The organism is Polaribacter sp. Hel1_33_96 (genome assembly GCF_002846595.1).
Lineage (GTDB): Bacteria > Bacteroidota > Bacteroidia > Flavobacteriales > Flavobacteriaceae > Polaribacter.
Genome location: NZ_PJMV01000001.1, coordinates 2,536,061 through 2,555,489, shown reverse-complemented (window position 1 = coordinate 2,555,489; position 19,429 = coordinate 2,536,061). Strand labels below are relative to the sequence as shown.

At 31.9% G+C, this 19,429-nt stretch carries 21 protein-coding genes, 1 tRNA gene and 2 pseudogenes; 14 read left to right on the top strand and 10 right to left on the bottom strand.

Annotation, left to right across the window (positions count from 1 at the left end):
- Positions 1-40: 40 nt before the first annotated feature.
- From ATE90_RS11060 to ATE90_RS11045, 4 genes and pseudogenes are all read left to right on the top strand, one after another.
- Complete coding sequence (locus ATE90_RS11060) at positions 41-2,224, top strand: TonB-dependent receptor (protein WP_069676949.1); 2,184 nt, start codon at positions 41-43, stop codon at positions 2,222-2,224.
- 5 nt (positions 2,225-2,229) lie between these two features.
- A pseudogene (locus ATE90_RS11055) lies at positions 2,230-2,364 on the top strand (transcriptional repressor); the annotation flags it as partial.
- Positions 2,365-2,536: 172 nt separating this feature from the next.
- The gene (locus ATE90_RS11050; protein WP_069676950.1) at positions 2,537-3,073 is read left to right on the top strand and encodes a hypothetical protein; all 537 of its coding nucleotides are present in this window, start codon (positions 2,537-2,539) and stop codon (positions 3,071-3,073) included.
- A 207-nt stretch (positions 3,074-3,280) separates the two neighbouring features.
- A tRNA-Met gene (locus ATE90_RS11045) sits at positions 3,281-3,353 on the top strand.
- A gap of 238 nt (positions 3,354-3,591) precedes the next feature.
- Here the strand turns inward: ATE90_RS11045 and ATE90_RS11040 are convergent.
- The 7 genes and pseudogenes from ATE90_RS11040 to ATE90_RS11010 all read right to left on the bottom strand — a co-directional run bounded on the left by ATE90_RS11040 (position 3,592) and on the right by ATE90_RS11010 (position 8,164).
- The gene (locus ATE90_RS11040; RefSeq protein WP_101451399.1) at positions 3,592-4,506 is read right to left on the bottom strand and encodes a bifunctional metallophosphatase/5'-nucleotidase; all 915 of its coding nucleotides are present in this window, start codon (positions 4,504-4,506) and stop codon (positions 3,592-3,594) included.
- On the bottom strand, positions 4,506-5,255 hold the full coding sequence (locus ATE90_RS11035) for a 5'-nucleotidase C-terminal domain-containing protein (RefSeq protein ID WP_036784064.1): 750 nt from the start codon (positions 5,253-5,255) through the stop codon (positions 4,506-4,508). Before ATE90_RS11035 ends, ATE90_RS11040 begins: the two co-directional genes overlap by 1 nt.
- Positions 5,256-5,516: 261 nt before the next feature.
- Positions 5,517-5,648 (bottom strand): FtsX-like permease family protein, encoded by a 132-nt coding sequence (locus tag ATE90_RS13790; RefSeq protein WP_297800454.1) that lies wholly within the window; start codon positions 5,646-5,648, stop codon positions 5,517-5,519.
- 204 nt (positions 5,649-5,852) lie between these two features.
- The gene (locus ATE90_RS11025) at positions 5,853-6,533 is read right to left on the bottom strand and encodes an ABC transporter permease (protein ID WP_254712318.1); all 681 of its coding nucleotides are present in this window, start codon (positions 6,531-6,533) and stop codon (positions 5,853-5,855) included.
- A pseudogene (locus ATE90_RS11020) lies at positions 6,530-7,076 on the bottom strand (ABC transporter ATP-binding protein). Before ATE90_RS11020 ends, ATE90_RS11025 begins: the two are co-directional and overlap by 4 nt.
- Positions 7,077-7,107: 31 nt before the next feature.
- Positions 7,108-7,770 carry a GTP cyclohydrolase I FolE gene (folE, locus tag ATE90_RS11015; RefSeq protein ID WP_036784060.1) on the bottom strand — a complete coding sequence of 221 codons (663 nt, stop codon included), beginning with the start codon at positions 7,768-7,770 and terminating at the stop codon, positions 7,108-7,110.
- The gene (locus ATE90_RS11010; RefSeq protein WP_036784058.1) at positions 7,763-8,164 is read right to left on the bottom strand and encodes a MerC domain-containing protein; all 402 of its coding nucleotides are present in this window, start codon (positions 8,162-8,164) and stop codon (positions 7,763-7,765) included. The genes folE and ATE90_RS11010 overlap by 8 nt, the downstream gene beginning before the upstream one ends.
- Before the next feature lie 80 nt (positions 8,165-8,244).
- Between ATE90_RS11010 and ATE90_RS11005 the strand changes: the two genes are divergently transcribed.
- The gene (locus tag ATE90_RS11005; RefSeq protein ID WP_036784056.1) at positions 8,245-8,625 is read left to right on the top strand and encodes a Fur family transcriptional regulator; all 381 of its coding nucleotides are present in this window, start codon (positions 8,245-8,247) and stop codon (positions 8,623-8,625) included.
- A gap of 142 nt (positions 8,626-8,767) precedes the next feature.
- On the opposite strand, the gene ATE90_RS11000 is transcribed toward ATE90_RS11005, so the two are convergent.
- Both ATE90_RS11000 and ATE90_RS10995 read right to left on the bottom strand, forming a co-directional pair.
- Positions 8,768-9,607, bottom strand: a complete 840-nt coding sequence (locus tag ATE90_RS11000; protein WP_101451398.1) for a hypothetical protein — start codon at positions 9,605-9,607, stop codon at positions 8,768-8,770.
- A gap of 71 nt (positions 9,608-9,678) precedes the next feature.
- Entirely contained in the window at positions 9,679-10,221 is a 543-nt protein-coding gene (locus tag ATE90_RS10995) for a hypothetical protein (protein WP_143741116.1), read from the bottom strand.
- A 648-nt stretch (positions 10,222-10,869) separates the two neighbouring features.
- Here ATE90_RS10995 and ATE90_RS10990 point away from each other — a divergent pair.
- On the top strand, positions 10,870-11,745 hold the full coding sequence (locus tag ATE90_RS10990; protein ID WP_101451397.1) for an extracellular catalytic domain type 1 short-chain-length polyhydroxyalkanoate depolymerase: 876 nt from the start codon (positions 10,870-10,872) through the stop codon (positions 11,743-11,745).
- A 445-nt stretch (positions 11,746-12,190) separates the two neighbouring features.
- On the opposite strand, the gene ATE90_RS10985 is transcribed toward ATE90_RS10990, so the two are convergent.
- A complete protein-coding gene (locus tag ATE90_RS10985) occupies positions 12,191-12,724 on the bottom strand; it encodes a hypothetical protein (protein ID WP_036784046.1) in 534 nt (177 codons plus the stop codon).
- Between the two features lie 233 nt (positions 12,725-12,957).
- On the opposite strand from ATE90_RS10985, the gene ATE90_RS10980 reads away from it, so the two are divergent.
- The 8 genes from ATE90_RS10980 to ATE90_RS10940 all read left to right on the top strand — a co-directional run bounded on the left by ATE90_RS10980 (position 12,958) and on the right by ATE90_RS10940 (position 19,404).
- Positions 12,958-13,719, top strand: a complete 762-nt coding sequence (locus tag ATE90_RS10980; RefSeq protein WP_036784043.1) for an SDR family NAD(P)-dependent oxidoreductase — start codon at positions 12,958-12,960, stop codon at positions 13,717-13,719.
- Positions 13,720-14,361: 642 nt separating this feature from the next.
- Positions 14,362-14,733 (top strand): GerW family sporulation protein, encoded by a 372-nt coding sequence (locus tag ATE90_RS10970; RefSeq protein ID WP_036784037.1) that lies wholly within the window; start codon positions 14,362-14,364, stop codon positions 14,731-14,733.
- A gap of 265 nt (positions 14,734-14,998) precedes the next feature.
- Positions 14,999-15,457, top strand: coding sequence for a hypothetical protein (locus ATE90_RS10965; RefSeq protein WP_101451396.1), 459 nt, complete (start codon positions 14,999-15,001; stop codon positions 15,455-15,457).
- Positions 15,458-15,601: 144 nt separating this feature from the next.
- Positions 15,602-16,819, top strand: coding sequence for an efflux RND transporter periplasmic adaptor subunit (locus tag ATE90_RS10960; RefSeq protein ID WP_052107499.1), 1,218 nt, complete (start codon positions 15,602-15,604; stop codon positions 16,817-16,819).
- Positions 16,820-16,824: 5 nt separating this feature from the next.
- The gene (locus ATE90_RS10955) at positions 16,825-17,574 is read left to right on the top strand and encodes an ABC transporter ATP-binding protein (RefSeq protein WP_036784032.1); all 750 of its coding nucleotides are present in this window, start codon (positions 16,825-16,827) and stop codon (positions 17,572-17,574) included.
- An 85-nt stretch (positions 17,575-17,659) separates the two neighbouring features.
- Entirely contained in the window at positions 17,660-18,802 is a 1,143-nt protein-coding gene (locus ATE90_RS10950) for an ABC transporter permease (RefSeq protein ID WP_052107498.1), read from the top strand.
- Positions 18,803-18,818: 16 nt separating this feature from the next.
- Entirely contained in the window at positions 18,819-19,028 is a 210-nt protein-coding gene (locus ATE90_RS10945; RefSeq protein ID WP_036788066.1) for a hypothetical protein, read from the top strand.
- 10 nt (positions 19,029-19,038) lie between these two features.
- Positions 19,039-19,404 (top strand): arsenate reductase family protein, encoded by a 366-nt coding sequence (locus ATE90_RS10940; protein WP_036784026.1) that lies wholly within the window; start codon positions 19,039-19,041, stop codon positions 19,402-19,404.
- The last annotated feature ends 25 nt before the right edge of the window (positions 19,405-19,429 follow it).

The following is a 19,429-nucleotide window of genomic DNA, read 5'->3' as shown; positions in this document are numbered from 1 at the left end:
AAAGTCAAAAAAATTAAATTAATCAATTTTTACATTTTCAATGAATAAATATATATTGAGCATAATGCTCACAGTTATTACCTGCTTTTCAATAAAAGCACAAACATCTTATTTAAAAATAAAAGTAATTTCAGAATCCGAAAACGAGCCTTTATTTGGCGCAACAGTTTATTTTGAGGAGTTAGAAAAAGGAGCAGTAACCGACTTTGATGGAATTGTAACTTTTACCAAAATTCCAAACGGAAAACATATCGCAATAATTTCTTATTTAGGTTTTGAAACTCTCAAAACAACTATTCAAGCACCAATAAATTCAACTTTAATTTTCAAATTAAAAAATAGTGGAAACCAATTAGACGAAATTGTGTTACAATCTTCACGAAGCACAAGAACAGTTAAGAAAATTCCCACAAGAATAGAGTTTATTGGCACAGAAGAATTGGGAGAAAAAGCAATTATGAACCCAACAAACATTTCGATGGTTCTTCGTGAAAGTACAGGAATACAAATGCAACAAACTTCTTTAAGTAGTGGAAATACAAATATCAGAATTCAAGGACTTGACGGACGCTATACGCAACTTTTAAGAGATGGATTTCCACTTTATGGCGGTTTTTCAAGTGGCTTGAGCATATTACAAATTCCACCATTAGATTTACAACAATTTGAAATTATTAAAGGAAGTTCATCAACACTTTATGGTGGTGGAGCAATTGCAGGTTTAATAAATATGGTTTCAAAAACACCAGATGAAGAACCAGCTTTGGATATTATGCTAACACAAACCCAAGCATTAGGAAGTACAGCAAATGTATTCTACAGCAAACGAAATGAGAAATTTGGTGTTTCACTTTACGCTTCTGGTCATTCTCAAAAAGTTTACGACCCAGAAAATGATGGTTTTAGTAATTTACCAAAAACTACATCAATTTCATTCAACCCAAAATTCTTTTATTATCCATCAGAAAAAACAACGTTTTGGTTTGGTTTAAATGGAACTTACGATGACAGAATTGGTGGAGATGTAACAAAAATTGAAAGCGGAGAAAATGGAATTCATCAATATACAGAAGAAAACATATCAAAAAGAGTAAGCAGTCAAGCAGTTTATAAAACGCAAATAGATTCAATAAGCTCATTAAATATAAAAAATAGTATTTCATTTTTCGATAGAAATCTTACTATTCCAGGTTTTAGTTTTGATGGTAAACAATTCAATACGTTTACAGAAGTTACCTATAAAAAAACTTCTTTAAAAACAGATTGGATTTTTGGAGCAAACTTATACACTTCAAACTTTGATGAAAATAATAATGCAACTTTACAACGTGACCAAACAGATATAACTTATGGAATGTTTGCAAACAGCATTCTTGATATTTCAGATAATTGGATTTTAGAAACTGGATTGCGAGCAGATTACAATACTGATTTCGGTATTTTTCCACTTCCAAAAATTTCTTTGCTTTATAAAAATGATAGCGGATTTTCATGCAGAATTGGTGGTGGTTTAGGCTACAAAATTCCAGATATTTTTACAGAAGAGGCTGAATTTATCAATTTTGAAAATGTAATTGGCATTGATAAATCTTCATTAAAAGCAGAACGTTCTTATGGTGTAAATCTTGATTTCAATTATCAAACACGTTTATTTGAAACCATTGGTTTTTCCATTAATCAACTTTTTTATGTTACAGCGATTAATAACGGATTGTTATTAAATAGTACAAATAACGGTTTGTTTGCATTTGAAAATGCAACTGACGAAATTTTAAGCAAAGGAGCAGAAACAAATATTAAGTTTACTTATAAAGATTTTAGATGGTTTTTAAATTATGCACTTATAGACACGAAACTGAACTATTTGGCAGGAAATCCACAAAAACCATTGACAGCAAAACATAACGCAGGAAGTGTATTAATGTACGAATCTGATAAATGGCGAATTGGTTACGAGACATTTTATACAGGAAAGCAGTTTTTATCAAACGGAACTGAAACGACAGATTTTGTCACAATGGGATTATTGTTAATGCGAAACTTTAAATTTGGTAGTGCTTTTGTGAATTTTGAAAATTTCACAGACAGACGACAAAGTAGGTTTTCGCCTTTGGTTTTACCACCACACGAAAATCCAGAATTTCCAGAAATTTATGCACCAACAGACGGCTTTATTTTTAGCGTAGGAATTATTATTAAACCATTTGGTAACGAAGAACATTAAAAATTATGCAAAAAATAGAACAATTTTTAGACTCAAAAAATATTAGAGTTACAGCAATGCGATTATTGATTTATAAGTTTCTTGCCGAAAAACAAGTTGCTGTAACATTAAGCGATATAGAAAATGCTTTCGAAAAAGCAGTCTAACTTACACTCGTTACTTAAGTATTTTAAAGGAAGGAGAATTGTATATCGTCCAAGTTAAGTGGATCGTCAAAAGAAGAAATTGAGCTGCAACTTCTGTCAATAGGGGGAGGGGAAATCAAAATTCAAACATCTCAACCTCCTTATTTTAATTTCTTAATTTTGACTCATGTCAAGCACTAATTCAAAAGATAAAGACAAACCTTCAAAAAGAATTGAATACCGAGGGAAAAATGTCCGAGTTTCAAGAACAGGAGGTGTTTCTGCAACGAAAACATTTAAGGGTGATGGAATTGGTGCTACCATAAACACCAAACACGGACTTCGTCTTCACAAACGATTATTTAAGGGTGCAAGAATGGGTTTCCAAAACGGTAACTTTCAGTTTATTGGGAGGTATAAAAGTGGCCCATTCAATTTCAATGTCTCAAAAAACGGATTAAGTACATCCTTAAAAAATAAACGAGGTTCCTATAACATCTTCAAACCCAATTATTCCAGTTTCAAATTAGGTGGTGTTCAAGTAAGAGGAAAAAACGCTGCTACTTTTCAAATGATCTACATGGTGATCATTCTCTTTGTTAATTTCATTAAAGTATTTTGGCACATTTTCATCTCTTTTTTGTGGTTTGGTTTTTTATCCATTAAATGGATTGTAGACTTTACAATTGGATTTTTCAAAGGTTTTAAAGAAATTGATTCTTAATAATTCAGAAATATTAATGATAACAAGTTTGATTGAAATTTACAAAAATAAATCTCGAGTCTGTGTTAGATTTTTGTGCTACAAAATCCTATGAATTACCATCAAATGCAGGTTTTGTGTTAGAACTAAAAACACCTTCCTTTTTTTAATTTATATTCAAATAAACCTTGTAGAACTTAAAAACTGTTGTATATTTGCACTCGAAATCGCGGGATAGAGCAGTAGGTAGCTCGTCGGGCTCATAACCCGAAGGTCATTGGTTCGAGTCCAATTCCCGCTACAAAGAAAACCTCTTGAGAAATCAAGAGGTTTTTTTGTGCTTTTAAAAGTGAAACGGTTTTCAACTTTTAGGGAAGTACAAAAAATACCCGAAAGCGTTGTGCGATTTTTATTTTCTTTGCCTCAGTGCGGAACAACGTGCAGAAACAAATCCAATTCTCACTGCTAGAGATGACAAGGTTCTCATTAAAATGTAAGCCTATTTTTTGTTTTTATGTAAAACAAATTAAAATTTAAAACTATACTAAAATCGTTGTTCCTTTAGATGTTTTATTGTTCTGCGCATCAAAATAAAAATCAATCCTACCTAAATTTATACCATAAGCTCCAACTTGATTTACCAACATGTTTTTACCAGCTATGTTTTTTACAATGGTTGGTTTTGGTAAAAATGTATGCGTGTGTCCGCCAATAATTAAGTCAATATTTTTAGTGATTTTTGCTAAATTTAAATCAGAAACCTTATTTGGATTGTTTTTGTAATAATATCCTAAATGCGATAAGCAGATAATTAAATCACATTTTTCTTCATCTTTTAACTTACTTGTAATATCCTGAGTTATTTCTATAGGATTTAAGTATAAAGTTTCTTTATACATTTTTTTATTTACTAATCCTTCTAATTCAATACCTAAACCAAATATGCCAATTTTAATATCATCTTTGATGATGATTTTATAAGGTTTGATATGGGTATCTAAAATCGTATTTTTAAAATTGTAGTTGGCGGAAACAAAATCGAATTTTGCATTTGGTAATTGCTTAAATAAGCCCTCTATAGAGTTGTCGAAATCGTGATTACCAATTGTTGCTACATCATATTTTAATATACTCATCAGCTTAAATTCAAGTTCGCCTTCAAAATAGTTGAAATAAGGTGTTCCTTGAAAAATATCACCAGCATCTAATAATAGCGTATTCTGATTTTCTTTCCGAATTTGTTCAATCAAAGTGGCCCTTCTAGGAATTCCTCCTCTGTTCGCATTTCTGCGATGATTTGCTTTAAAAGGCTCTATATGACTGTGAGTGTCATTGGTATGTAAAATAGTGATATGACGTTTTTGCTTGTCAGTAAAAGATGGTAATGTTAATCCGCCAACCATGGCAAGTGCTGATGCTCCTCCTAATTGTTTTATAAAATTTCTTCTTTCCATTACTTGATTGTTACACGTTTGTCTATTGTGGTTTTTAAAGTATCTACTTTTTCCAAATAAGAGATAATAGCATCCCTTACTTTATAGTCTAATTTTGTCAGCTTTTTTGGATTTTTAAAGAAATTCATTTTATCACCTCCGCTTTGTAAAAAATCGGATGTTAGTACATTATAGGTTTTGTTATTGTCGAATTCTTTGTCATTAATTTTTAAAGCATAATTATTTTCCTTAATGATGATTAGTGCTATATTTTTTGATAAAGGATGTGCTTCTTTATTTTTAATAAAATAATTGACTAATTCTGCTACTTTATCACCTGTAATATTTACAACAACTAATTCATTTTCAAAAGGCATTAGTTTAAAAGCATGTTCCTTTGTTACTTTTCCAGCAGGTATTATGGCTCGTAATCCCCCATAATTAAACATAGCAAAATCAATAGAAGCTTTTGTCTTTTCTTTAAACATAGGATTTGCCATTTTAAAACACATATCTGCCATTAAATTTCCCAAAGTACTTTGCATCTCAATACTTATTTTTGTAAGATCTTTTGGTGTATAGCTCAACACCTTTTCCATTTCGTTTATCAATTTTTCTTTATAAGGAGCTATAATACTATCTATTTTTACAGAAGATTGTATGGTACTATCGATAGCAATTGTTTTTGCAGTTATTTTTGTGAGGTCTCTATTTGTTTTTTTGCAAGAAGCAAATAAAAGAAATAAGTAAATTAAATGTAAAGCTCTCATTTAAGTGATATTTTTTGAGTGTTTTAAAAACATAAAATTAGTTTATTTAATTAATATTCCATTAGATTTAGTGAGAATGTAATTAAAATGTTCTACATCATCTTGGTTTAGTTTTAGAATGCCAGTTACAGATATAATATCATCTGTGTTAAAAATTAATGAAGTATTTTCAAGTAAAGTTCAATTGCTGTTTCTGGTCCACCTATTCCGCAAAAATAACAAGATGACATTGGTCCTTTAGATAATATATAAATTTTCCCCTCAGGATCTAAATTTAAAAAATGCAATAGCTAGTCCTTCATAAATTACCATTTTCATCAATTGAAAATTACTGGCTCCATAGGTTCTTAAAATTGCCAAATCAAAAGCACGTTCTTTTACCATTTTGTACATACTTATAAAAATAATAATACAAGAAATTATAAGAATTATATAGGCTATCCAAGCAATCGTTTGAAAGCCAATACTTGTATATTCATATAGTTTATGTAACTCGTATTTAGGTAATGCAGCTTGTAGGTTGTTATGCTCATTAATTTTCCTAAGAAACGTTAAAAGTGCTTTAGGACTTTTAAGATTTATTAATAATGATGTTATTTAACTTTCTTCCTGATGCGCTTTTTGATGATCTTCTGTATGACTTTCATCTTCATCTTTACCTTCATGATTGTGTAGTTTCCAAAAACTCTCCAAATTAGTAATTATTAAACGATCAATTACTTTTTGTGTAGGTTTTAAAATACCTACTACAGTAAATTTATCAGAATGTACATCTATATCGTTTTCTACGTATCCATGAGAACTTAAAAATGTATCACCTATTTTAAGATTTAATTGTTTTGAAACAGTATTGCCTAAAACTACTTCCATAACTTTTTTAACCTTTCGACCATTCTCTAATTCAGCGTTATAAAAAGAAGTATATTCAGTGGTTGTTCCTATAATTCTATATCCTTTATAATTATCACCATAAGAAATAGGGACAGACAATTTAACCAAGGAATTTTTGCTTATATTTTTTGCTTCATCATAAGAGATATTTCCTGTTGGATTATCTAAATGCAATACAGAGGCCAAAACTAATTGCAGTGGGCTTCCTTTTGCTCCAATAACTAAATCTATTTTACCTAAATTAGAGTCAATTTGGTTTTTGAAAGAGGTTTTTAATTGATGAACTCCTAAAAGAAGTGCAATACTCAAGGATAAAACAAATATGCTTAAAAAAGTAGATATTGGTTTAGATTTTAGGTTGAGTATGCTAATCTTCCAAATATTCATAGGGTAATTGAATTGTGAAAGAAAGGTTTTATTCTTTGGTCATGCGTTATGACGATTAAATTGGCATTGGTCTGTTTTGCCTGATGTTTTAGTAACTCAATAACAATTTTACAATTTTCATCATCTAAACTGGAAGTGGGTTCATCAGCTAAAATAACTTGCGGATTATGTATTACAGATAGAGCAATACATAATCTTTGCAATTGTCCTTCACTTAATTTACGAATGTTACTTTTTTTTAATTCAGCAATATTTAATTGTGTTAGTAAAATTTCTATTTTTTTTTACTAAAAAAAGACGTGCTTTTAAATTTTCCATTACATTGAAAGATTTAATCGGATGTTTTTTTTGAAAAACAAGTCCAATATTTCGGCCTCTAAATTCATCCAATTTATTTTTGGTTAAAGAATTAAATTCAATTTTATTAATTATTATTTTTCCGCTAATTGGTTTTAATAAACCTGCTAAAAGATATAAAAAGGTGGTTTTTCCTACCCCAGATTTTCCTAAAATTAGGAAATCTTCTCTTTTCCCTAAATCTATATTAGGGAATTTAAAAATGTGTGCTGTATTTCTATATTTTTTGATTATTAATTATGTTTAAAAATTCCTCACGATATATTTTTTCTTCAAAACTGCCATCATATTCTATAGTGGTAGTAAAACTATCTTTATCTTTTATTCCTCTTGAAGATACACATAGGTGCTTTGCACAAATCATTACAATGACATCTTTTGTTTCTAAAATATTTTGTAAATCTTTAAGGATTTGTAATGATAATCTTTCTTGTACCTGTGGACGATGCGCATAATAATCTACTAACCGATTTATTTTTGAAAGGCCTATTACTTTTTCTTTAGGAATGTATGCAATATGCGCATGTCCTATTATTGGTAAAAAATGATGTTCGCAAGAAGAGTCTATTGTGATATTTTGTTCTACGAGCATTTTTTTATATCCGTATTTGTTGTCAAACACAGACATTTTTGGTTTGTTTTTGGGGTTTAACCCATAATACAGTTCCTTTACATACATTTTTGCAAAACGATACGGTGTACCAGACAAACTATCATCTGATAAATCGAGTCCAAGTGTTTCCATTATTTTTCCAAAATGGTGCTGGATAGTTTTAATTTTTTCATCATCTGACGTGTTAAACGCATTGGAAAGCATTGGTGTTTCAACACTTGATGAAATATGATTATCTCCAATTATTTCAATATCTTGTTTATTCATTTGTACAGCATTTAGTGGTGTTACATCGGCAATATTTTTTATTGTAGAGATGCAAAACGATTAATGCTATTGCTGGAAAATATATAAAGTATTCCTTCAAAGGGAATAATGACATTTTTTCATTGATTATAATAAAAAATAATAGAAACCAACTTCCCCATAAGGCCAGTTTTATCCAGTTTTTAGCAGTTGTTTGCGTGGAGCGACAAATAGCCAGGAAAGAAATAATTAAAAATAAATAGTCCATAGATTTCCACCAATTAGGTGTTGCATTACAACACATTAATGAAGAACTTTGTACTATAAAAATAAATGGAGTAGCAATGCAATGTATTAAACAAAGTGTACTTGCTGCGACTCCTATAGAATCTGATTTTTGTTTTATTAATATCATTTAGAATTTATTAATACAACTGAGTTGCAAATATAAATATAATAGTTGTTAATGCAACATAGTTGCGTTATATTTGTTGTATGGGTATTTTAAGAAAAACAAAATCTGTTCAGATATTACTTAGTCAATTCAAAAATCAAACGAACGCAATTTCGGTTATTTCTTTAGTGAGTCGACTTACTTCTAAAATGAATAAAACAACAGTATATCGCGTTTTAGATAAACTCGAAGACGATGGTGTTTTACATTCATTTCTTGCTAAAGATGGATTAAAATGGTATGCTAAATGTAGTAACTGTTCTTCAAATAAACATAGTGATGTTCATCCTCATTTTCAATGTTTAGATTGTGGAAAGGTCGATTGTTTAGCAGTTAGTTTTTCAATTCCAAAAATACCTAATAGGAAAATTGAGGTTTCTCAATTATTGATACAAGGAAAATGTGAAGCTTGTTTTGGTTAAATTAATAAGTGATGCATCATGAAAACTAAATAGTGTTTCTCATAACCCAAAGTTACTGGTTCGAGTACAGTTCCCGCTACTAAAACAATAAAACGGTTATACTATTATAGTGTAATCGTTTTTTATTATAAATACAAAATCTTTATTGTTTGTAATTAGAATCATGACTATCCGTTATTTGCTTTGCTATTTCGTGCAAGTCTGTATTGAATCCTGTTTCATAAGTATTGGTACTTAAATCTATATCATAGAGGCTATTTAACCACACAAGACCACCTGTTTGTTTAACAATCTCTCCTTGATGTCCTTTTGGATCTACGAATATTGACGTTTCAACTGCTCCTGACATTTCAATCTCATCCAATAATAAGTTATCGAGATTCATTTGCGCTAAATTGATACAAGCCCATCCGGTAGGAATGGTAAAAATAAGGGTAGACGTAAATTCAGCACGTAGCTCATCTACAAGAGAATTATGAATATTTTCCTTCACAAAATCTGTGTACACCTCTTGTATGTTACTAAAGCCCCTTTCTTCGGCCAACTGAGGCCAATTTGAAGGGTAATCAGGTGGCGGTATTGATAAAAAAACAGTAATGTCAGGATTATTTTGTAAGGCATATTCGATCCATTCTCTAAAACCATCTGTTGGATTATCTGGTAACTTTCCAGCTGTCATTCCAAAAAAGTCTATATTACCCTGGTCAAGAGTCATCTTTATTTGATTATGTGCTTCACTTGAAGTGTCGTTCCAAAAATTAAGGGGTCTTCCATTATCTCCTCCACGAAAAACCACAGTTGCATTATGATTTTCAAAACCAGCGTCAACAGCCATAGCATTAAGTTTCTGTGCATAGGGTTTAAAAAAGCTATTCCCAATAAGTAGCATATCGTATCCTCTTGTTTCTATAGGTTCTGGAGTTTCTTCGTTTACATTGCATGATAGAAATACGAACACTATAGCAGTTATTAAAATTTTCAATTTTCTCAAGTTATCTGCTCTTTATTTTATTAAACTTATTTATTTTTAAATGGTTTAGATAATTCTACCAATCAACATTCAACACATAATTCATTGGTTTCTATATATCTTTTTATTTTTGCTTTTTGTTTATCATGCAGCCAAATGTGAAGTTCAATTAATGAAAACCATTCTCTCGTATTAATATCACCAAACATATAATGATATTGCTTATGCTCTTTACCACTCTTTTCTAAAATATCTTGTAGCTCATTTACTTCTTTGATGAAGGATAAGAAATCATTGATTAAATCATTTTTAACTCTTTTGGAAGGAGTGAAGGCTTCAACTAACGGCTTTGGAAATTCTTCCATTTTAATATGTACATTTTTCCTGTAACCTAAATTAAAAATTGCAATTCCATATTTGTTTTTACTTTTTTTTCTTTTAGCTGATTCTGTAATACTTTCTTTCAAGTTAGGAATTTGATAGCTTCGTGCTACTCTCATAACATGGTCGTATACCTCTGAAATTGACCACGATTTTTCAGTTGGTTTGATTTGAATGATCTCTTCATCCATCATTCTTAAATCAACTAACCATTCATTTGCTTTTCTGTTAAATTTATTAAGCATTTTTTTTGCATCCATCATGTTTTATTTATAAAATTATCTAAAGAAACTTTAGTTGAAATTTCTACTTCTTTTTAAGTTTTTTACTGCTTTTAGACTCTCGCTCCATGCAGATTTTAAATCAGTCAGTACTTCCTCAACTGAGGGAAGGTTGTCTTCAATTATTTTCTCTACATACAATACTATCGAAACTCTTTTCTAATTGATCCGCAAACCAAGTTTGCTTGATACTTTTGTCTTCTAAAACAGTTTTAATCCGTTAAATACGAAAAGTATTTTTACAATTATAGCAAATTAAAAGATAGTTCGCAATAAAAAAATAGGTTTAACCAACCGTTGCAGAAATTTTCAAAGAGTACTTAATTCCACTGGCAGATCGAATGGAAGTGGAGGTCGATTGGGGATACTTGACAATTCTCTGCAACCAGAGATAGATGATGACCTACCTTATTTCGATTTGTTTAATTTATAATTTTATCGATTAAAAAAGAAGTTTCAATAAAACTCTTCCGAGAGAATTCGAAGTTCGATATTTCAATAGAGTTATCTACTAAAACAATAAAACGGTTATACTATTATATAGTGTAACCGTTTTTTTATTTATACACAATAATAAAAAGAAGTCGTCGTTTTAAAAAAAAATAGAATCCGATGAAAAAATCAATTTTACTATTTACTTTCTTACTAACGATTCTTAGTAGTTGTGAAAAAGATGATAATAAAAATCCAGAGGAATGTTACTCAAATAATAATGCACAGTCCATAGTTCACGATGGTATCAATAGAGAATATGTTTTATACATACCTAATTCATATGATGGAACATCTTCTGTTCCACTAATGCTTAATTTTCATGGGTTTGGTGGTAGTGCAAGTGATTATATGCAAGAAGCAGATATGCGCTCATTGTCAGAAGCTGACACTTTTATTTTAATCTATCCTCAAGGTATCTGTTTAGATGGTTTATCTCATTGGAACGGTTGTCCATCAGGAGGAGACAATAAAAGTGATGCTGATGATTTTGGTTTTGTTGAATCCATGATAACTGAGATCTCATCTCAGTATAATGTAGATATGGAGAGAATTTATGCTGCAGGATACTCAAACGGTGGCATGATGGCATATGGGCTCGCAAATTATAAAAGCGACTTAATTGCTGCGGTAGCATCTGTTTCTGGAGTAATGTTAGATTGTACGGGATCTACAAATCATCCTATGCCGGTAGTACATCTTCACGGAACATCTGATGGAGTACTACCATATAATGGGAACAATGACTGGAACTCTGCACAAAGTACATTAGACCACTGGATTAATTTCAACAATACAGTTTTAACCCCTACTATAACAAGTGACAATAATATTGAACGTTATGTCTATGACCAAGGAGAGAGCTCAGTTTCTGTTGAGCATTATAAATTCATAGGAGGAGATCATGTTTGGTTTAGCGCCACTTACCAAGGTCAGAGCACATCTGAATTGGTTTGGAATTTTGTATCGAGATATGATATTAATGGATTGAGATAAAGAATAAAGGTCACACTAATGGATGTAAATTCTTGTCTTTTGATATGGTCCTTGTTATTAAAATTGTTTCTAAAAAATCTCTTGGTGTAAAACTTAAGTTGAACTTTTCACAATAAGAGTCATTATATGATGAGTGTCAATCAATTCTCTTGGAGTAAAACTTAAGTTCGATATTTCAATAGAGTTATCTACTAAAAAGCTCCTTGAGAAATTAAGGGGTATTTCTTTTGGCAACAATCGAAATTCATTTCGAAATTGGGACTAAATAAAAATATTTTCAGGAGTAAATGTGAAATTTAAATGCTCTTTATGGTCACGTTTTCTATGATATCCTTGTAGGTTTGATTACTTCTTGTGTTGCTCCAAGAACACTTCCTCATTTTTCTAAAGGCAACGATAAGTTTTTATGAATCTTCAAGCAGTTTATAAATTTATTTGATAAGAATTATATTTTTAATTTTGGATTCTTCGCTAGCAGGGCTTCTACTTTGCGAATAATTTTATCAGAATATTCTTCAGCATCTTTTAAATTGGATTCACCCGTCAATGCATCTACACCATCCATTTTGAAGCTGCCTTCGCCAGAAGTGGTCAGTACTACAATTTTATTTTTCACTGCTTCATTTTGTTTTATAAACCGCTTTACTTTTATTGGAGGCTTTCCATACTCCCAAGTGTGAACCACTATAATGGCATCAAATTCTTTGGGGAGTATGTCCGCTAGCAATTTAGTATCTATCACTTTTATAAATACAGATTGAGGTTTGTAATATTCAATAAGACTAAGTGTTACTTTATCCTTAAAAACGCTCCCTTGGGTAGCGATAAGAATTTTACGCGCTAGATTAGCGTCGTTTATTTCCATAGAATTGGCCTCTTTCATTGAGAATTCATACTTGTACCAAGTTCCTAATATGATTAGCAAACCAAGAATTATGAGCAATGCAATACCAATTTTTTTATAAACGTTCATGAGCATTGATTTGATGAACCACAAAAGTAAGACGTATCGGTTTCTTATAAAATGACTTAGGTCAATCTAGACGCCATAGAATAGCGAAGCTTTAGATCTTTTTTACAATAAACTTTATAGGAATGGTTGACTGGATGGCAATAATTGTAAATGATTTATAAAGGTGAGCAAACTGACGAGGGTCATTTCTTTTTATCGAACAATAGGATAAGTTGTGGCAACCTTAAAAATTATAAAAAATGAAAAAACTGAAAGATAAAGTTGCCATTATTACTGGTGGTGCTGGTGGTATTGGAAAAGCTACCGCAAAATTATTTTTAAAAGAAGGGGCTAAAGTGATGTTAATAGGAAGAACTGAAAGCAGGCTCATAGCTGCTACTAAAGAGCTCGATGATTCCAATGTTTCCTATTGTGTTGCAGATGTTTCAAATGCCACCGAAACAGCGGCATATGTATCTAAAACAGTATCTAAGTTTGGGAAAATAGATATTTTTTTTAATAATGCTGGCATAGAGGGGAAATCTTCACAAATAACAGCGTATCCTGATGAGGTTTTTGATCAAGTAATTGCAATAAATTTGAAGGGCGTTTGGTTAGGATGTAAGCACGTGATACCTGAAATGAATGATGGCGGTAGTGTCATAATTTCTTCTTCAGTGGCGGGTCTTAAGGGTTTTAGTGGATTAGGAGCTTATGTTGCAAGTAAACATGGAATTGTCGGAATTATGAGAACTGCCGCATTAGAATTTGCAGCAAGGAATATCCGGGTAAATTCTGTGCACCCTGGACCAGTGAACACACGTATGATGCGCGATATTGAAAAAGATATTTCGCCACAAGCACCCAATGAAGTTAAAAAGGGATTTGAGGAAGGCATCCCTTTTGGACGCTATGCAGAATCTATAGAAATTGCCCAACTGGTGGTTTTCTTGGCTTCGGAAGACAGCAAATACATAACAGGAACCACCCAAGTAATCGATGGAGGTATGTCTATTGCATAATGATGCGATTTTGATCATGAAAGAACTTCTTTTTCTTCAAAAGGGTAGCATAATTTGATACGCTATATAAGGTACATACTGATCTGCATCATTGTTTTGTGATATTTTACATCGTTTCTTTATCTAAAAATAAGAGATGCTTATTATACTTGTATTATCCGTCTTTGTGCTACTAATAGGGTTTTTATTATTTATGCCTATTCTTATCTGTATCGACACAGACAAAGCGCTCTATTATATCAAATTAAAGGGGTTGGTTACAATTGGTATTGAAGCAGATAAAGCGGAAATATTACAAATAAAAGTACATGTTTTTTTCAAAGATTTTTATTTCTATCCACTACGGCAAAAGAAACATGATAAAAAAAAGCCGCAAAAGTTAAAGTCCAAACAGAAAAAGAGTCCTGGTTTAACAAAAGTACTTCGGGTGGTACAGTCTTTTAAGGTAACTAGCTTTTATGTAGACATGGACACTGGTGACTGTTTAATGAATGCAAAACTATATCCTCTTTTTGCTTTACTAAAGTATAAGTATGGAGCTTTCAATATCAACTTCGACGGGCGTGTTAAGCTATTAGTACACATAGAAAATAAGCCCATTAGAATACTTAGATCATTTATTAATTATTAAAACTTAGAATTATGGAATTACATTTTGAAGAATTATTAGGAAAAATTACAGACTTCATTAAAACGGAAGCTAAAACAGAAACGGTTGTTGGGCAGCAGTTCGACTTAGGCGAATTTAAGTGCGTACCAGTTATTAAGGTAGGGATGGGATTTGGTTCTGGAGGCGGCGAAGGTACAGAGCGCAAAGGAAGTAAAGGAGAAGGTATGGGCGCTGGTGCCGGTGTAGGTATAGAACCTATAGGTTTTTTAGTAAGCAAAGGAGACGAAATTTCGTTCTTGTCTGCTGGTAAATCACAAGGGCTCGCTGCGGTATTTGAAAAATTACCAGATCTTATCGAAAAATTTGCTCAAAATAGAAATGTAAAAGAAGAAGCTACGGCATAGGCCTTGAAGAGAACAGCTATCTAGTATCTAAATTATATATTGGAAAATGGATGGCTGTTCTTTTTATGCGATAATAAAAGCATACTTCTAAAACTCATATACAGATGAAAACAAGAAATAAAAAGCATCCTACTTGCCTCTAAAATTTTAGCAAAGAACGCTTGAGGATTCATGGGATATGTATCACACTTAATTTATTTAAAATGATCTAGATCATTTTATTCCTTTAAAGGCATTAGTACATTTACTTCCTAGAATTTATAGGATGAATGATTTCAGAAACAGACCAAAAGACAATTATATTCAGAAAGCTGATTGGCAAAAATTATATATACTAACAGAACATTGGAAATCAGATCTTTCCTTTTACAAAGACGATTTAAGATTTTTACATCATCTGATCGATAAGTATTTTCTATGGATTTCAAAAAAGGAAAATATTGATATGATGCAGAATATTGAAATTAATTTGCTTAAAGTTGATAAAAAATGTTCTTCCTTGTTAGCAAGAACAAATAAGCATTTACATCATTTAGCCGAGTTGATAGAGGATCCTTTTAAATACGATTCACATCAATTTAGAACGGAACACGAAACTCTTGAAGATGAGTTTGTTCAGTTTTTAAAAGACTTTAGAAAAAACAGAAAAGAAGTCTTTACAATTACAGAACATATAGTTGCTGGAGAAGAATTGGTACGACAGCTAAATTTAGTGCCTAAATAACATCTTTAAATCCAATTTTACGAATCGCAGAGAACATAGCATATTACGCCTATTTCACTGCGATTTTTTTCATTCCAAAACTGATCAATGTCATAAGAAGAATCAATACAATTACATAATTTTACTACTATAAATTGGCATAAAATGAAAAAATATAGAGGGTTCATAATTCTGATTCTTATAGTTGCGGTAATAGGCTATTTTTATGTAAAACCTAAATTGCAGTCTAAAAAGTTAGACTATACTTTCACTTCTTTACAAAAAGGAAATATTGAGGCAGATGTGTCTAGTACAGGTACTGTAGAAGCTATAAATACTGTAGAGATAGGAACACAATTATCGGGTACTATCGAAAAAATTTATGTGGATTATAATGACCAAGTTACAGCAGGTCAAATTCTTGCAGAAATGGATTTAAAATTATTAAAGACAAATTTAAATAGTGCAGAAGCTAATTTAGGCGTGAGTGAGGCACAAGTATATCAAGCCAAAGATGAATTTGATCGAAATAAAAAGCTCTATGAAAAAGGGGTTATTTCAACAAAAGAATATAATATCTCCAAATATGCTTATATACAAACGGTAAGTGCTAAAAAAGCTGCCGTAGCAAGAATAAGTAATATAAAAGTAAGTATGGGGTATGGTCATATTACTTCTCCTATTAAGGGTACTGTTATTGAGCGCAGTGTAGAAGAAGGCCAAACAGTAGCAGCATCCTTTTCAACACCTACCATGTTTGTGATCGCAGAAGACCTCTCAAAAATGCAAATTTTGGCAGATATGGACGAAAGTGATATTGGATATATTAAAGATAGTATGCGCGTTCGTTTTGAGGTACAAACATATCCCGAAAAAAAATTTCACGGATTGGTAAGCCAAATTAGACTGCAGCCCATAAAGATAAATAATGTGGTGAACTATCAAGTAGTAGTTGATGTTGATAATCAAAAGGGCTTGTTGTTGCCTGGAATGACTGCGAATCTTGAGTTTATAACAAATGCTGCTAAAGATGTACTATTAGTCAATAATTCGGCATTACGATTTAGACCCAATGAAGACATGCTACAGAAAATCAAACCGATTTTGAAGCAAAAAGCCACAGAAATACTCCCGGACTCGTTGCAGGTAAAATTTAATGAAACCATTAATAATGAAGAGCTTTATACGCCTGCTAATTTTAAGAGAAATTTACCTAAGAACATCGATGGATTCTTTTATAAAAACGAGCAAGGAAAGTTAGATTTTAAGTTCATAGAAATAGGAATCAAAACAGGACTACAATCAGAAATTAAAAGATTTCTTGATGGTTCAGATTTATTGGAGAAAAGTAAAGCAATCAATGGAATTAAATATAAAAAATAAAAGGAATGCCTTCAAAGAAAGTCATTGAAACTAAAAAATTGAGCCGTATTTTTAAAAACGGAGAGATTGAAGTGCGTGCACTTACCGATGTAGATATGATTATAAATGAAGGTGAATTTGTTGCTATTATGGGGGCATCTGGCTCAGGGAAATCTACATTATTACATATTATTGGTTGTTTAGATAGTCCTACTTCAGGGGAATATGATTTAGATAGTGTGCGAGTAAATGAATTAAACAAAAATCAATTGGCAGATGTTCGAAATCAAAAAATAGGTTTCATTTTTCAAAGTTATAATCTACTGTCTAGAACCACCGCTTTAGAAAATGTAGAACTGCCTTTAATCTATAATAGAACAGGGCAATTTTCAAATTCTAAGGAACTTGCTAAAAAAGCATTGGAACAAGTTGGTTTGTCAGATCGGATGCATCACAAGACCAATGAACTTTCTGGAGGACAACAGCAACGGGTAGCTATTGCCAGAGCTTTAGTGAATAATCCGGCTCTAATTCTTGCAGATGAACCCACAGGAAATTTAGATAGTAAGTCTAGTTTTGATATTGCAGATCTTTTTGTACAGCTAAATAATAAAGGAAAGACCATCGTTATGATTACCCACGAACCTGAGATTGCTCAGTTTGCAAAACGGATGATTTACCTAAGAGATGGGCGAATAATTTCTGATAAAATGATAGAAAACAGAAGTACCAAAGAATTTGCAATCAAGGAATTAGAAAAACCTGTAACAGTATAAAAGAATAAGAATGAGAAGGTTTTTAAAAATAGTTAAAGTGTCCTTTCAGTCCATCAATAAGAATCGGACTCGTAGCTTGTTGACCATGCTCGGTATTATTATTGGTGTTGGTGCTGTAATTATGACAATTTCTGCAGGAGAGGGCGCAACATTGCAAGTTCAAAACCAAATATCTGGTTTAGGAACAAATCTATTGATGATTCAAACCAAGACTGAGCATAAAGCGGGTATCAACGTAAGAATGGGAAGACGAATAGATAAGAAGGACTTTGATATGTTACAAAAGAATTCTGTTTGGATGCCACAATTATCTCCTTTGATGGCTCTGGGAGCTCAAGCTATTGGAGCTAATGGATATATGTCTACAACTGTCTATGGAGTTTCATATGATTATTTTATGATTACAAGCAGAGAGATAGAACTTGGAAGTTTTTTTTCGGAAGAAGACGTAAGAACAGCCAAAAAATATTGCATTATCGGCGAAACAATACGAGAAGAATTATTTCCAGGACAAGATCCTGTTGGGAGACAGATTCGAATAAATAAAGTGCCTTTTATCGTGGTGGGTTTATTAAAAGAGGAAGGATCGGGTGGGATGGGTCAAGATATGGATGATATCATAGTTGCTCCGTATACCACGATTCAAAACAGATTATTTGGTCATCAAAGAGGTTATAATATGATATTGGCCAGTGCGCTGAGCGAAGATCATATTACCAATGCAGAAATAGAAGCAACAGAATTGTTGCGAGAATCACATAAGATTAAGGATGAGGATGAAGATGATTTTGAAATTACCACCCAAATTGAACTTCAGGAAATTACGGGTAATATTACCGGAATTTTGACAATCCTATTGGGAGCTGTTGCGAGTATTTCACTAATCGTTGGAGGTATTGGTATTATGAATATAATGTTGGTCTCCGTGACCGAGCGAACACGGGAAATAGGTACGCGATTGGCAATAGGCGCAAGAGAAAGCGATATTTTGACACAATTTTTAATCGAAGCGATTGTATTGAGTTTGGTGGGTGGTTTATTAGGTATTGTATTTGGAATTGTTGGGAATCAAATTATTTATAAAGTAACTAGTTTTTATATTCCTACAGCTTTCTATTCAATAGCAATCGGTTTTGGTTTTTCTGCCCTTATAGGGGTTACTTTTGGTTATTTCCCTGCGCGGAAGGCAGCAAAACTGAATCCAATAGATGCCTTACGCTATGAATAACATAAAAAATATAAAGATGAAAAATTTACAGAGCATCCTGAAAGAGATTTCAGAAATTACAACGGACATTGAAACGAATTATCCAGAACTCTATCGTTCTTTAGATGAAAATCCAATGACCCTTGCAACCACTAATCACCCGCATGTTGATAAGATTGCCATGAAGGAATATTTAGAAAGTCTAAAGGAATTACTGAAGCATCATTCTGAAGGTAAATCAGCATAAATTAAATATTATGGGGGAGATTGCTGTATCGGATAGACAAATAACATTGTTTTATAGCTCAAAGTCTTCGAGAGCAAAACAAACTTTGGCATATGCTAAGGCAGAAGGATTGCCAATTCAAGAAATTGATATTTTAAAAACAAAACTTACGGGAACTCAAATAGTAGAACTTGCGGAGAGATTGAATCTGTTAGTTGCTGATCTTATAAACCAAAAGCATCCGACCTATACATCAAATTTTGAACATCATAATTTCTCGACAACAGACTGGATAAAAATGATACAGCATAAACCAGGGATTATGAAACAACCCATTGCTTTAAGGGGAGATACAACGATCTTAGTAGAAACTCCCACGGACATCGTTAAAATATAGCTAGCATGTTTGTCCTATAAACCAA